The 14,727-nt window shown below is 25.1% G+C and carries 15 protein-coding genes; 13 read left to right on the top strand and 2 right to left on the bottom strand.

Annotated elements, in window-relative coordinates; genetic code table 4:
• The first annotated feature begins 16 nt into the window (after positions 1-16).
• The gene (locus SBIUS_RS02650; protein WP_162684958.1) at positions 17-1,636 is read left to right on the top strand and encodes a hypothetical protein; all 1,620 of its coding nucleotides are present in this window, start codon (positions 17-19) and stop codon (positions 1,634-1,636) included.
• Between the two features lie 350 nt (positions 1,637-1,986).
• Entirely contained in the window at positions 1,987-2,781 is a 795-nt protein-coding gene (locus tag SBIUS_RS02645; protein ID WP_162684957.1) for a hypothetical protein, read from the top strand.
• Here SBIUS_RS02645 and SBIUS_RS02640 read toward each other — a convergent pair.
• The gene (locus SBIUS_RS02640) at positions 2,774-2,947 is read right to left on the bottom strand and encodes a hypothetical protein (protein WP_162684956.1); all 174 of its coding nucleotides are present in this window, start codon (positions 2,945-2,947) and stop codon (positions 2,774-2,776) included. The genes SBIUS_RS02645 and SBIUS_RS02640 overlap by 8 nt on opposite strands.
• A gap of 44 nt (positions 2,948-2,991) precedes the next feature.
• Between SBIUS_RS02640 and SBIUS_RS02635 the strand changes: the two genes are divergently transcribed.
• The 7 genes from SBIUS_RS02635 (at position 2,992) to SBIUS_RS02605 (ending at position 9,464) form a co-directional block, all read left to right on the top strand.
• Entirely contained in the window at positions 2,992-3,369 is a 378-nt protein-coding gene (locus SBIUS_RS02635; RefSeq protein ID WP_162684955.1) for a hypothetical protein, read from the top strand.
• Between the two features lie 109 nt (positions 3,370-3,478).
• Positions 3,479-4,303 carry an aldo/keto reductase gene (locus SBIUS_RS02630; protein WP_162684954.1) on the top strand — a complete coding sequence of 275 codons (825 nt, stop codon included), beginning with the start codon at positions 3,479-3,481 and terminating at the stop codon, positions 4,301-4,303.
• 223 nt (positions 4,304-4,526) lie between these two features.
• Complete coding sequence (locus SBIUS_RS02625; protein WP_162684953.1) at positions 4,527-5,654, top strand: hypothetical protein; 1,128 nt, start codon at positions 4,527-4,529, stop codon at positions 5,652-5,654.
• A 180-nt stretch (positions 5,655-5,834) separates the two neighbouring features.
• Entirely contained in the window at positions 5,835-6,605 is a 771-nt protein-coding gene (locus tag SBIUS_RS02620) for a hypothetical protein (RefSeq protein WP_162684952.1), read from the top strand.
• Positions 6,606-6,890: 285 nt separating this feature from the next.
• A complete protein-coding gene (locus SBIUS_RS02615) occupies positions 6,891-7,676 on the top strand; it encodes a hypothetical protein (RefSeq protein ID WP_162684951.1) in 786 nt (261 codons plus the stop codon).
• Between the two features lie 120 nt (positions 7,677-7,796).
• Positions 7,797-8,621 (top strand): hypothetical protein, encoded by an 825-nt coding sequence (locus SBIUS_RS02610; RefSeq protein WP_162684950.1) that lies wholly within the window; start codon positions 7,797-7,799, stop codon positions 8,619-8,621.
• Positions 8,622-9,227: 606 nt separating this feature from the next.
• On the top strand, positions 9,228-9,464 hold the full coding sequence (locus SBIUS_RS02605) for a S1 RNA-binding domain-containing protein (RefSeq protein ID WP_162684949.1): 237 nt from the start codon (positions 9,228-9,230) through the stop codon (positions 9,462-9,464).
• A gap of 149 nt (positions 9,465-9,613) precedes the next feature.
• On the opposite strand, the gene SBIUS_RS02600 is transcribed toward SBIUS_RS02605, so the two are convergent.
• Positions 9,614-10,609: an alpha/beta hydrolase gene (locus SBIUS_RS02600; RefSeq protein WP_162684948.1), complete on the bottom strand. Its 996-nt coding sequence runs from the start codon at positions 10,607-10,609 to the stop codon at positions 9,614-9,616.
• Positions 10,610-11,107: 498 nt separating this feature from the next.
• Here SBIUS_RS02600 and SBIUS_RS02595 point away from each other — a divergent pair, with 498 nt between their 5' ends.
• From SBIUS_RS02595 to SBIUS_RS02580, 4 genes are all read left to right on the top strand, one after another.
• On the top strand, positions 11,108-11,623 hold the full coding sequence (locus tag SBIUS_RS02595) for a hypothetical protein (protein WP_162684947.1): 516 nt from the start codon (positions 11,108-11,110) through the stop codon (positions 11,621-11,623).
• Positions 11,624-11,642: 19 nt separating this feature from the next.
• Entirely contained in the window at positions 11,643-12,098 is a 456-nt protein-coding gene (locus SBIUS_RS02590) for a dual specificity protein phosphatase (protein WP_162684946.1), read from the top strand.
• Positions 12,099-13,193: 1,095 nt separating this feature from the next.
• Entirely contained in the window at positions 13,194-13,985 is a 792-nt protein-coding gene (locus SBIUS_RS02585) for a hypothetical protein (protein ID WP_162684945.1), read from the top strand.
• 101 nt (positions 13,986-14,086) lie between these two features.
• Positions 14,087-14,611 (top strand): hypothetical protein, encoded by a 525-nt coding sequence (locus SBIUS_RS02580; RefSeq protein WP_162684944.1) that lies wholly within the window; start codon positions 14,087-14,089, stop codon positions 14,609-14,611.
• Positions 14,612-14,727: the final 116 nt, after the last annotated feature.

Genomic DNA, 14,727 nt, shown 5'->3' with positions numbered 1-14,727 from the left:
AACTATAGAGGTAATCATGATTCAATATAGTTCAAATAAAGAAAAAATAATAAATGATCTTTCAAATAAAAGTTTGAAAGATATTTTTGATTCTCTATATTCTAATTCTAATCAAAAAGAAATTGAAGCATGACAAAATTCTTTAAATAACTTTTTAGAAGTTATAAATATTTCTAATATCAATAATGAAATAAAAATATATTTAGAATATAAATTTAAATTTAATGATTCAAGATGTGACATTATAATGACGGGGAAACAAAGTGGTGTTGATAAAGTTTTAGTAATAGAGTTAAAACAACATGATTGAATAATGAAATATAATCAAAATGATATATTACTTTTCAATTCAGACAAACAACCAAGTTACTTGGCAAGACAATTAAAAAGATATACAAACTCTTTTGAAACTTTTTGATATCGTGATCCATTTAAAACAAAACCAATAATTCAAGGTTTAGCTTATTTACACAATATGGAAAAAGAAACTTTAGAAAAAAATAATTTAGTTTGAAATGAAAATAATTGAACAGTAGAAGATAAAACAAACAAATTATTTATTAAAAATGAACACAAACAATTTGCCAACTTTTTAGAATCATTTTTTGAAAATTGTTGTGAAAGTAATTTCATAGAAGAGTTTGATAAAGTTAAAAAAACTAACTTATCAAATAATTTAGAAATAATAAAAAATAAAACCAATGAAACAGAAATTGTTTTAACTCAAGATCAATATAAAGTAGTTAAAAATATTTTGTCTTTAATTGAAAAGTCAAAAAATGAAAAGACTTTAATTTATATAAATTCTGATTCAAACAGTGAACAGTTAATTTTAATTTATTATTTATACTTATACTTTAGAAATAATCAAAAGTATAAAAACTCAACTTACTTAATGACAAAGAAAGCTGACTACTTAAAAGAATTAAATCAAAACTTTCATCCTGATTTTGTTTTCAGACGTTCTTCAACAATATTAAATTTAAATAAAAATGAAAACAATATTATTTTATTTGATAAAATCCATCACATTAAACCAGAAGAAATAAAACAAGCTTTTGAAATTTCTAATATAGTTATTTCAACAGTTTCATATTTGGAATCTATTTATGAAACATATGAAAAATTAACTTCAGTTCAAAAAGTTGCATATGAGTTTTTAGAAAATCAAAAAGCAAAAAAAATAAATTATGAATTTATTGGAGAAAGAGAATTTAATAAAAACTTAGATTATATAAAACTTGTAGAAAATATTTATTTTTCTACAAACCAAGAAATTGATTGCGAAAAAACAAATCTCCATATTTTCAAAGACTTAAGTGAATATAAAAATTTTATTTCTGAAAAACAAAAAGAAGAAATAAAATTTAAAGAAATACAATTATATGATTCACTTGTCAGTTACTCTTTAGATTATAAAGAAGAGGGATTTGATATAACTTCTAGAAAATGTGATTTTGTAGGAGTAAAAATTTTAAATGATCTTGAACTTATTAAAAATTCAAATTACTTATTTGAAAGTACAATAAACAATATGAACTTATATGATACTTTAAAATCTTCAAACAATGGGGCTGCTATTTATTGTCAAGATATAGAACTTTACAATAGATTGGTTAAAAAAATAAATTCATAATAACTAAATAAAATTACAATGATATAATACTAGTATGTGAGACCTATTTATAGGAAACATCCGAAGGTTATATCTTTTTTATTTAAAAGATATTAATCGCAAATAATGTTGAATTTGCAGTTAACTATTTTAGTTACTGTTTGGTTTTTATGAGAGCAGTTTTTTGTGGAAAACTCTGTTGTTATAAAGTAATTAATTTATGCTCACAGCTAAAAAAATAAATAATAAAATTAACGTTTAATATTAAAAATTCTTTTTTGAATAATTTTTAATATACAAATTTAAAGTATCTATAAAAAGAGTGATGATTTTTTTGTGTACTTAAACTAAAAAAAGGGAGGAAATAAATCATGGGATTTATAAATGATATAAAAAATAAAAAAGCTTTTAAAGCTGAATTAAAATACAGAAATGAAAAATTAATTAAATACATGGACAGAGATGTATGATTTGGAAATGAAGGATTGTTTGCTTGCATGTTTGTATGTAAACCTAACTTTATATATTCTCTAGAAAAAGAAGAGTTAATGGAAATATTAAGTGCTAGGGTTCTAAAATTTTTTCAAACAGACTTGGATGAAGATCAAACTAAATTTTTTGAACTATGTTTTAATACAATTAAAAGATTGCTGGAAAATGCTGAGATTTCAGATGACACATTAGTTTGAGTTTTTCCAACAGACAATTTTATTGAAATGGAAAGTTTATGTTTGCTTACAAGTGTAGACACTTCAAAAAGCTTTAACTTTGTATCTGTAAATTATAACTATGCAGAGGACAGAGAAGAGTTAAAACCTCTAATGGGTTCTAATTTACAAAACCATCCATATCCAATTTTTATGAATAAAGCAGAAAAAATTGTAAGATATGTTTATGCTATGGAAAAATCTAAAAGAAAAATAATATGAAATGGATTTTGTTTTACTTTCTTAGATGAAGAAAAAGCACCGTATTTATTTGACTCAAAATTTAATAACTACTTTAATGAAGTAGATCAAACAGATATGGTTCATGTTTTTTTTGAAAATAACGAAAGTGACTTTGAAGATCTAATTTCACAAACATTTAATGATGTAGATCCAAAGAGAACTCAAAAATGATTGAAAAAAAATCTAAAACAAACTAAAGAAATATTTGTTAAATAAAAATGGATTGACCTAAATTCTTTACAATATCAGGACTATCAATTGCATTGGCACTTTCAATAACTTTATCAGTATTGATTTCAGTTCCTGTGTTTACATGTGCATTTGATTTTCTTGTTTGGAAAGACAAAATCACTTTCAACATTTTGATCAGCACAAGATCCATTAAACAACTTTTTTAAAAGTTGTATCACGTTCTTTATTCCACCAATGGCATATTTATTTTCATATATATTTGCCATATTTCCAATAATAATATTGGTTGTATTGATTATGGCTTGCAATGATGATATTGATTGAGAAGTTCTTGGTAAACTAGCTGGGTGAATTGCATTTGCTTTTTTAATTGCACTTTACATTGAAAGTGTATCTGCTCTAGTGACATTGTCACTTAGAACAAATGGGACAAGTTTGGTTGCAGCTGTTTGTACATTTATTACTTATATAAATGTGTTGATGGCTTTTGCTTCCTTATTCCAAGCACTTTTTGGAAATGCTGATGCTTGAATATGCTTTTGCTTTACGTTTTGAACTTTATTGCCATTAGGTATATCCAACTATTTTATTTTCAAGAATATAAAAAAATAAGTAATGAAAGAAAACTTAAAAGATTGTCTATTATACTTTTTAAATTTAAAACTGTTTTTCATATTTAAAGTCTTATAATAAAGATACTTTATTAAAGGAGACAGAAAAAATGAATAAAGTATTAGACAAAAACTTAAAATTAAACAATGGATTAACAATCCCACAAGTAGGTTTAGGGACCTATAAATTAACAGATGAGAGTGAAACACTTAACTCTATTAAAGCTGCTCTTGAAAATGGCTACAGACACATTGACACTGCAACCATTTACAACAACCACAAAGTTGTTGCAAGAGCTTTAAAAGAAAGTAATGTTAAAAGAGAAGAAGTTTTTATAACTTCTAAAATCTGAAACACTCATCATGCATATGATCTTGCAAAGCAAGCAATTGATGAAATCTTAGAAGAACTTGAATTAGATTATATTGATTTACTTTTAATTCACTGACCAACAGAAAAAAGACTTGAATGTTGAAAAGCATTAGAAGAAGCTGTTGAACAGGGAAAAGTAAAATCAATCGGTGTAAGTAATTTCCAAGCACATCATTTAAAAGAACTTTTAGAAGTATGTAAAATAAAACCAGTTATTAATCAATTTGAATTACATCCAGCACTTCAAAACTTAGAAGTTGTAAATGAGTGTAAACAAAATGATATTGTAGTTGAATCATGAGGAACAATGATTAGGGGAAAATGTTTCGAAATTGATCAAATACAACAATTGGCTAAAAAATACAATAAAAGTGCAGCTCAAATTTGTTTAAGATGAGCATTTCAACTTGATTATGTAATAATTCCAAAATCTTCTAAACCATCAAGAGTGGTTGAAAACATTCAAATTGAAGATTTTGAATTAACTCAAGAAGATATGCAATTATTATCAACAATTGAAGAGTACAGAGATGGACCAAGTCCAGATAACTTTGACTTTTAATTGTTAAAAACTCAGATATACAATATCTGAGTTTTTTTTATTTCATATAATAATTATTTATAAAATTTTTTTAATATTATTTTTAAAAATTCTATTATTTTTCTTTATTTCTTAACTATAAATTATTTTTAACTATTTTAATAATATATTAAATTACATAAGTTAATAAATATCAATCAAGGTAGGTTGGGTGGGTAGTTGAAAGAAAGGAATCGAAAGAAATATGACTAAACTATTATTAGCTCTGTCTTCAATGACTTTATCAGCAACACCAATTTCTTCGATAGTTAACCAAAATTTACTTTCTCAAGCAAAAATTGATGAGAATGTGAAAAATAAACAAGAATCTAGTGAGTTTGTTGTCTCTCCAAAACAGTTGATAACAAAACCATTTTTACCAATGACAAAAACTGAAATTTTTAAAGGAGTTGGACAAGAAGTAAGCACAACTACTTTTGAAAGTATTAGTAACCTTAAACATAGTTGAATTGTAAATGCAAAAAAATTAACACTTATGGACTTAAATATGTCACTGTTAATTAATTATGCAGATCAAAGATTAAATTTTAACAACATGATATTAGAACGTATTGATACAGGAAATGATGAAGTAGCTACTTATACAGGTGAAATTAATATAAATTCTCCTGAAAATAACAAATCAATTTTAAAAGTTGAATATACTTTAGAATTTTTTGAAGAAGAACAAGAAGAAGAAATGGCTTCAATGATGAGACATACTTTAACATATACAGCAAATGATGCTTTTTCTTATGTAAATAATTCAACAAAAGATCAAGGTATTAGTGTTTCTCTAAATACAGAAAGAGCAACATTTTATGAGAATGAAACTTATAATGAAAACCAAAAGGCAAATAACTATTATAGAACTTATGATATTGAAGCTTCAAATAGTTTAGTGATGTTAGAAAATGAATATGCTTCTAATGAGTTCTTTTCAGGACTTTATTATCAATTTAATAACCCAAGTAATTATACTGATGTACAAAGAATTACTTATCAAGGAAGTATGAGAATTGCTCAAATCTTAGGTGATTACTATATAACATATACAAATGCAAACTTTGAAATGTTTAAAAATGAATCAAAATCAACAGAAGATAGATGAGTTTATGATGGTATTATGGAAATAATTATGCCTCACCCTAAACACGGGGTTTCAAAACTTAAAGTATACTCTGAAGTTGTATTTGAAATTGATCAAGAAACTGGAAAATTATTAACAAGTCCAAGACATGTGATTGAACTTGATAATAGAGAAGTTACAACTGAAAATTCTGCTTGATCAGAAGTTACATTTGTCTTTAATAAAGCCATTTTTTGAAAATAATAACTAAATATAGTTAAGAAAAAAATGAATTATAAAACTCTACATTTAATAAGTGTTGAGTTTTTTTGTTTTAAAAATCTTTTATAAAATCCTTTATTTACTTGCTCATTTACAATGATAAATGTGTGTCTTTCACAAAAGGTAGGTAGGGTGGGATTGTGAAAAGAAAGGTATTATTAAATGTTTAAAATACTAAGTTTAATAGGAAGTTTGAGTTTAACAACTTCGTCTCTAACTCCTGTTAGTGTGATTGGAAACATCGAAGTAGAACCACAATTAAAAATTGATATTTCAAAATACAAAAATATCAGTTTTGAAATGGATGGACACTATTTCTATGGAGCAAATAAATATCATCCAATAATATTAGAAGAATTTGCAAATTATCTTAAAGAAAACGTTCATTGATCAGCACAAAGAGATTTCTTTGATGTAGATTACATCACTGATGACTTTACTGGTGAAGAAATGACAGATGATGATGCAAGTGGTTCAAATGGTGCGAATATTGGATATTACACAGTTGGTATATCTTCAAATCAATATGGACAAAATAATGGTTTTTTTGGTAAAACAGAAATGGCATTTACTTTAGAACACAAAGGTCATGACATAACAAAAGATCAAAAAATTCTTGCTGAATATAATGTTACAGAAGATAATTTCTTTGTAGAAGATGGCTTTGATCTTTATATGCATGTCTTAAATGAATGATATAAAGCAACCCCAACAAACCCTCTTTCAAGATTTAAAGATGGTATGTTTGATCATGTAGATTATTTTTTAACTCCAGAAGGAGAAAAACTAACTAATAAAGATCTAGAAGAAATGGGTTGAAAACCTGGAGAAAGCAGAGCACTAACATTGAAAATTAGAGCTTCTCAAGCAGGAAAAGCCAAAGGAATAGTTGGTTCTACAGAAATTGTTATATATGCATATGCAAGTAAATAAAGATAAAAAATACACCTTATAACTAATAAATTTTTAACAAATTATTGTTCTTTTTAAAAAGTATATTAATAATAGCAAGTACTTGTAAAAGTACTTTTTTATTTGTTTTGTAAATTTATTTATAAAATAGCTTAATTTAATAACATATTTTATAAATCAATTAATAAAGGTTTTTACAAGTTAATGAAAATAAAATATAAATATATCAATAAACTTATCAACTCTATCAACTCTATCAATGTGGGGGCTGGGTGGGAAATGTCGAAAGAAAGGTAATAAAATAATATGGTTAAATTATTAAGTTTAATAGGAAGTTTGGGTTTAACAACTTCAACACTTATGCCTGTTAGTGGTGTTATTGGTAACTCTATAAAAGAAAAACAAATAGAACATTTAGATATTGGAGACTTTAGACCAGTTACGGTTCCTATTGCAGGAAGTTATTGATGAACTATTCAAGAATATGAAACTCATTTAAGACAAAGTTTTGCAGAAGCTTTAAGAAACAGTTACTACATATATGCAAATGCAGCTCACTTTGATGTAGTTTCAATTACAAATGATTTTACAGGAGAACCAATCACTAATGAAGAAGCTAATGGTTCAACTGGGCCTGGAGAAAAATATTACACAGCTATATTGAAAGCAAATGAAATTGGTGAAATATTTGGATTTACTGGACAAGCGAGTGTAACTCTTTCAATAGATCATGGTACCCATGATTTATCAATTGATAGATACAACACAATTCATGTCTTTAATTATGGAACACCAATAACAGTTGAAAAGGCAGCATTCGAATACAATGCTTATGTAAGAACCTTTTATGGAGGCGACCTATACAATCCTTTATCAAAATATGCTAATGGAGCGCTTGAATATACAAATTACTTAATTAATCCGCAAGGACAAAAATTAACAAATGAAGAATTAAGTAAAATAGTTTTAGAACCACAACAAGAAGTTTTCTTTCATTTAAGAGTTAGAGCAACTCAATATGGTGTTTCAAAAGGTATTACAGGTAGTGAAGATATACTATTTCGTTTTTACAATCCAAAAGAAATAGAATAAAAAAATTATATAAAAAAGAAAAAAATCCTAAAAGGATTTTTTATTTTTGATAATAATCCACTCTATTTTTAAATGATAGTCAAAATGATATAATACTATTAATGAAAGTTAGGTTTTTGTATGAATAAAAGAAAATTAGGATCTAAAAAATTTCTAAAACTAGCTCAAATAGAAAAAGAAAAACTAGCTATATTTAAAAATCAAAACATTTGATTTAGTGATGAAGCTTTAATTCATTCTCTTTGTATATTTAAACTTGACTATTTTATGCAAATAACAGATAAAGACTTAACATTAATGTTTAAATCTCGTTTCTTTATATTGCTTGGCTATGAAGCAAGTGAAGAAAAAGTGACAGAAATGATTTTAAGAGTAAAGTTAATGAGAGAAGTTATTAAATCAACTAAAAAACTAAGCAAAGAAACTTTAATTATGCTTTATCCAATGCAAGAGTATTTAGACATATCTTTTGACTTTATCTTTTTAGCATATGGAATTGAAAAAGATATAAACATTATTTCTTTATCGATAGTTGATAAAGAAGATGGAGATGAATACTGAGAAGAGGTTATGCCAAGACATAGAAGAGAGCATATCCTTGATTACTTTAAACCACTTGGAGATAGACTTTCTAGATACATTGATGAAAATCATATTATTAAGAAAATCAAAATAAGCAATGTATTGTTCTTACCATTTGTTCATTATGACCCGAATTCTTACTTGTTCCATCCAAAGTTTGCAGATATGTATGAAATAATTAGCAAAACTTCTATTACAGCAATGATACTTGCAAGTAATATGGATCCATTAATACAAGCCTTAGAAGACTCTTTTAGGGTTGTGGACAAAGAAAAAACTCAAGATTGAATTGAGATGTACTATATTCAAAATGATGAGTACTATAAAAAATCAAATTCACCATTTTTAATTAATAAGAAATAAAAAAGAATCTAGTTTAACCTAGATTCTTTTTTTAAATTATTTAGATTTCATAAAAAAATTTTAAAGTCATTAAAATCCTTTTCACTTAGACATAATCCCTTTAAAATAGGCACTTTTCTTATAAAATATATGTAGATTTTAATTAGCCAGCAAAAGATTATGCTTACAAATAAAACACAAATAATTAAATATAAATGTATGTAATATTAATCAAAAAGTGTTTAATAACTTTTCTTTGAAAATATATTAAACGAAATGAGTAAGAATTCAAAATTATAAATTTTGATAGTTAGGATTTTTTATATGAAAATAAATGCTTGTCCAGTTAATGGTTGTCTTAGAAGAGGATGAAAATCCTTTTCTACAGGTTATATGTGCAGAAAACACTATAAACTTATGAAAAGAAGATCTAAAAATAGAAAAAGATGAGTTTAACACATTAGGCTTAATTTAAACTGCAACTGTCCTTATATCTAAAATTAAATAACAAAAGTCAAAGTAAATATTTTTAACTCCACTAGGATTTAAAAATATTTTATTTTTTTTGTCAAAATCCAACATAAAGTTTCAAAATAGTTTATAGTAAAGGGGTAAGGAGAAAAAAACATGGGAAAAATTGTAAATATTACTATTACTAAAATCGTTGATTTTGGTGCATTCTGTGATGCTGAAATTGATGGAAAAATCTACAAAGGGTTAATTCATATTTCAGAAATCGCTGATGCTTACGTAACAAACGTTAGTGACTTCGTAACTGTAGGTCAACAAATGGATGGTTATGTAATTTCTGTTGATGACAGCAAAGATCAAGCTAAACTTTCATTAAAAAGAGTATCAAAATAATAATTTAATTATATTTAATTGTAAATTTCAGTTCTAGTAGTATTATTAAGACTTTTCTTTATGTTAAATTTTCTAAATATTTTATTAAAGATGTTGTTTAAACAATGAAGTTGATAATTAAAAAAAACCTCTTAGTGAGGTTTTTTTTCTTATCTTTTTGCAAAAGCAATTGTTGTGTTCATATAGTCTTCCATATTTTTGTGCATACAACTTGAGTGTCGTGCATTATCATATAAGTTTATTTGACTTAATTTTTCATTTTCTGAATTGTGTTTTAAATGATACATAACAACAGAGTTGTCATACATTATAAAGTCATCTTTTTTACCGTGAATGAAAAGTACTTTTAAATCATTCATACTTTCATAACCTTTAAGAAGGTTAACTTCTTTAATGCTTGCTCGAGCATATCTTCTAAAGTTTCAATTAATTCCAAGTGACATCATTCATCATGGCAATACCATGTATTTTTGTAAAAAGAATCTGATTTGAGGAACTGCTTGTGAGAAAGGACAATCTGCTATTAATCAATCCACTTTATTTTCTTTGTAGTATTTTTTTGCAAAGAACAGTGAACTTGTAGCTCCCATACTTGTTCCTAAAACTCCAATTTCTTCAACATCATATGTTGCTTTAACTCATTTAATAACTTCATCTAATACTTTAGCATTTGTTAAACCAAAATCTGAATATTTTCCATAAGTTAAACCATGAGCAAAAGCATCAAAAGCTATTAAGTTATATCCTTGATCATAGAAGTGATATATTTGTCTTAAACCCATGTATTTATTTCTTTTAAATCCATGAAGTCCAATAACTCATTTTTTACTATTTTTGTTTTTAACCATTAAAGCACTTATTTGTTCTTGGATTGGACCAATATAAAACTCTTTTATTTGATCTTTTGTTAAGTTAAAGTTTGTCATATCTTTAGACTCAAGATCATGCATTAAGTGTTCATAAGTATTAAAATCAAGTCCTCTGTATTTTCCTTTTCTTGGATACTTAAATAAGTAGGGGACAAACACTATTGCACAAAAAGCTGATAGTAGAAAAGCGATTGGAAATAGTATTATAAGTAAGGTTAAATTAAATCAATTATAGTGATACCTTTTAAGTTTTCTTAAACTTTTTTTGTAATTCATTTCATAACTTCCTTTTAGGATAATTTTAAACAAAACTACACTAAAAATAAATTCTTTTTTAATGAATTTTGCTCACTTTTTAAAATAATTTTATTTTTTTAAATGAATTTTGACTTTGCTAAATTTAATAGTTTTTTCTTAATAATTGTTAAAATGAATTTGCCTTTTAATCGAAGGTAGGGAATAAAAAAATTTTTATATTTATATGCTTAACTGTTTTATTTGTACAGGGATTTGAAACAAAGCTGACATATTTTTGAAGTATATAAAAATTAGCCATATTATTAGACTTCTTTGTTAAATTAAAATAATGTGAGTTATTAGTTTTAGATATATTTTTCCCAAGATACATACGCTTGGAAAAAACAGATTACATTTTTACTTAGTATTTTTTAATATAAATTGGTTCTAGCCACCCAATTTATAGAAACATTTAAATAATATTTAACTAGCGATAAGCTAGTTTTTTATTATAATAAGTATAAGAGGTAAAGTAATATGAACATAAACAATTTTATAAAGAGTTTGAATACAATTTTAATAGATAAAAGTTGTAGTCAAATAGAGTTTTATGCTCCTCAAGATGTAACAGTTATAGATAATAATCAAAGTCATACAATAAAAGACGTATATAAAGTTCATTATTTAAATGGTAACTATAAATTTGTTAATCTTTACTTTACATTTGATCAACAAGATAGATTAATCAAAGCAAGTAATCAAAACACTTTAACTTATTTTCTTGATCTAAAAGATAAAGAAAAAGAAGAAAGAATTAAATTAATAGAAGTATACAGTGATCAACCTAGCAATATGGGTTTAGTTCAAATAAATCCAGGACTACAATTTTGACCAATTGTGTTTTTAGAGCAATTCAATGATGGACAAATAAACATATTTGTCCATATATTGGAACATAAAAACTTACTAAAACAAAGTAATACAAACTATGATTGCTTATTTATTGACAATGAACAAGAATTTTTTACTAACTTCTTGCCATTATGAATATAAGAAAAAAGGAGATTAAAATATGAGTAAAAAAATCGTAAAGAACTTATATTTAGGAGACATGCATTCAGTTCCTGAAGATGCTGATTTGATCTTGAGCTGTGCTCAAGAGATATTCACAACACAAAACCCTAAAGATGGTGAAAACAAAATAGTACAAGAAAACAATAAGAGAATTTTGTACAACTTTGAAGATTATCCTTATCTAGAAGATATGGACAAATCTTTAATATTGGATGCAATTCAACAAATTGAAAACAATATTAAAGATAAAAAAATCTATGTTCACTGTATTTGAGGAATAAATAGAAGTGCAAGTATAGTGTTTATGTATTTAGTAAGAAATAAGATTATTAAAGCAAATAGTTACCAAGAAGCTCAAAAGAAATTCTGACAGATCTATCCAGAACACTCACCAAACCCAGGGTGAAAGAAATTTTTGGAGTTAAATTATCCTTATAATTTAAAAAATAGTTAATTTTCAAGTTAACTATTTTTTTTAAAATTTTTTAAAATTGATTTTAAAGCAGTGAGAGACTAGTTTAAAATTGACAGAGGTTTTTTAAATATTTGTATTTAATATTTAAAGTATTACAATAAGGGTGTCAAAGATAGATGTCTTTAAATAACTAGAGAAAATCAATCATTTGATGCTGTTCGGGAATAAAAAAAATTGTTTAAAAAAACACTTATTAAAAAATTTTAACCAAATTAAAGATAAAAAAAAGTTGCCTCTTAGAAAGAGACAACAAGTAATTTAATCTGCAATTTGCGTTATAGGGAAAATATTACATTATCTTATTCACTATTAACTGATAGATGTATATATACTTCTCTAACAAATAGTTTTATCGAAATCGATAATGTTCATATATCCCTAGTTATTATAAACTTTGGGAGGGCTTACAACAACGCGTAACTAACTTGTAAACAAATTAGTTACAATATAAATATATCAAATATATAAAATAATTTCAATTGTTTTATATTACAAAGATGCTCACTTATGGTCTGAATCGATAAAATTAAAATAATTATAGAATTTTAAAAAAATTTTTATGTTGAACTATTGTTGTTGATTATTTTTATTAATAATTGATAATAACATTTGTAAGCAATACATAAATCGCTTGCGAAAGTGTAATATTTCAAAAATAAAAAACAGGGAATAAAAATGAATTAGTCCAAAAAAGGTATTGGTTTTTATTAGATATCAATAATATAAAATCTCCAAGTTTCCAGTTATTTTTTTCTAGAAAAAAATAAAGGGTGTAAGGGTGGGATCAGGAAACTACAAGTTAATGCTACTTGTAAGAGCTTTGAATAAAAGCAAATAAGTACCTAGAACAATTCAAGTTGTTAAATTTAAAATTATTTTACCCTTAAATAGTTTTAGTCCAGAGTTCGCTCTGGGCTTTTTTTTGCGTTTTTTTCTAAATATTTTTTGTATTTAACAAACAAAATTATTTATTAAACATGAAATATATAATATTTGCAAATTACCAATAACTTTATAAATATAAATTTTTAAAGGTGGGTTGGGTGGGTTAAGAAAGAAAGGTAATAAAATATAATGATAAAATTACTAAGTTTAATCGCATCATTGTCAATGACCACAACAAGTGTTGCACCTGTTGTGATTAACACAAATAATATATTAAAAGAAAAACAAGAAGAAAGTTATAATTTGTCAGTATTAAATGGCTATGCTGTCACAGAGAATTTGGGATATTTCAACTTTGGAGTTGATAGCTACAAAACTTTATTAATACCTGCTTTAATTAAAAAAGAACTACAAAAAAGTCACAACATCTTTATTGAAGAAAGTTGAATTGAAGTAATTTCAATTAAAAGTGTAATGGATAATAGAGATATAGAAGATGTTGATATTGAGGGTGCAAATGGAGCTAATAAAGAAACTTGAGAAATTAAAATAAAAGCAAGTCAAGAAGGTATTGCAAATAATTTAATTGGAAATGCAACATATTATTCAACAATTCACCATCATCCAGGTGATTTAAACCAACTTAATGAAATCAGCTTATTTAGAAGAGCTCAAAAAGAAGATGAAGGTGAGCTTGAAAGTTTAACAGAACTAACACAATGATCACTTTCAAAAACAATACAGGCATATGATCCTTATACTGCACTTTACTTTGCATTATTTGGTTTAGAATTTAGTCCACTTTATACTTTGGATGAACAAACAAACACAAATAGATTATTAACTCAAGAAGATATAGATAAAGCTATAAATGAAAACGAATTAATGGTTACTCATATTTATGTAAGACCTAATGATTATGGAAAATCAAAAGGTATATTTGGAAGTGCTAAACTTAATTTATTTATTACATATAGATAAAAAATCAATCAAATAAACTCTCATGAGTTTATTTTTTTTCTCAAAATAGTATACTTTTAAATGTTGTTTAAGGTACTTAAAAATTAATAGGAGAAAAAAATATGATTAGATTTTCAAAAACTCTATCACATGTAAGTATTTATTTATTGTTAGCAACTTTAATGCCTGTAATGGTTTTTTCAATTATCATGATATCTTTAAAAGATCTTGTAAATAAAGGTTATGAACTTTTAAATAGATTAGGTGAATGACTTACACAAGTAAGTGAATCAGGTTTATCAACTATAAATTCAATTGGTTGAACTGTATTGATAATTTGTTTAATAGCATATGGTGCTTTAATCTTTAACTTAGTTTTAATTAACTCAAGAAAAAGTTATAAACAAAGAATTGGTTATTTTTTAGCTTTAGGGATGGGTATTGGTTTGTTTATAGTTTCTTTATTGCCAATTATTATATTTAACTCAACTCATAAACAAGATCCTGTTTTAAACTTACTTTTAGGTTTATTAATAGTGTTTATTGGTTTAAATGGTGGATTATTAACAGTTGGTTCAATTTTTGGATTAATTAGTGCTAAAACAAGTGTTGATACTTACGAAGATAAAAAGAAAGTGGCTAAATAGGTTACTTTAAGTAAATGTATTTACTGATATTAAAATCAAATAATTTTGATTTTTTTTTTTTTTTTTTTTTTTCAAGTAATTAAATATTTTTAATCTTTTATATACCTTTTTTCTCT

Source organism: Spiroplasma sp. BIUS-1, assembly GCF_010365805.1.
Lineage (GTDB): Bacteria > Bacillota_I > Bacilli_A > Mycoplasmatales > Mycoplasmataceae > Spiroplasma_A.
This window is presented reverse-complemented; position numbering and strand designations above follow the sequence as displayed.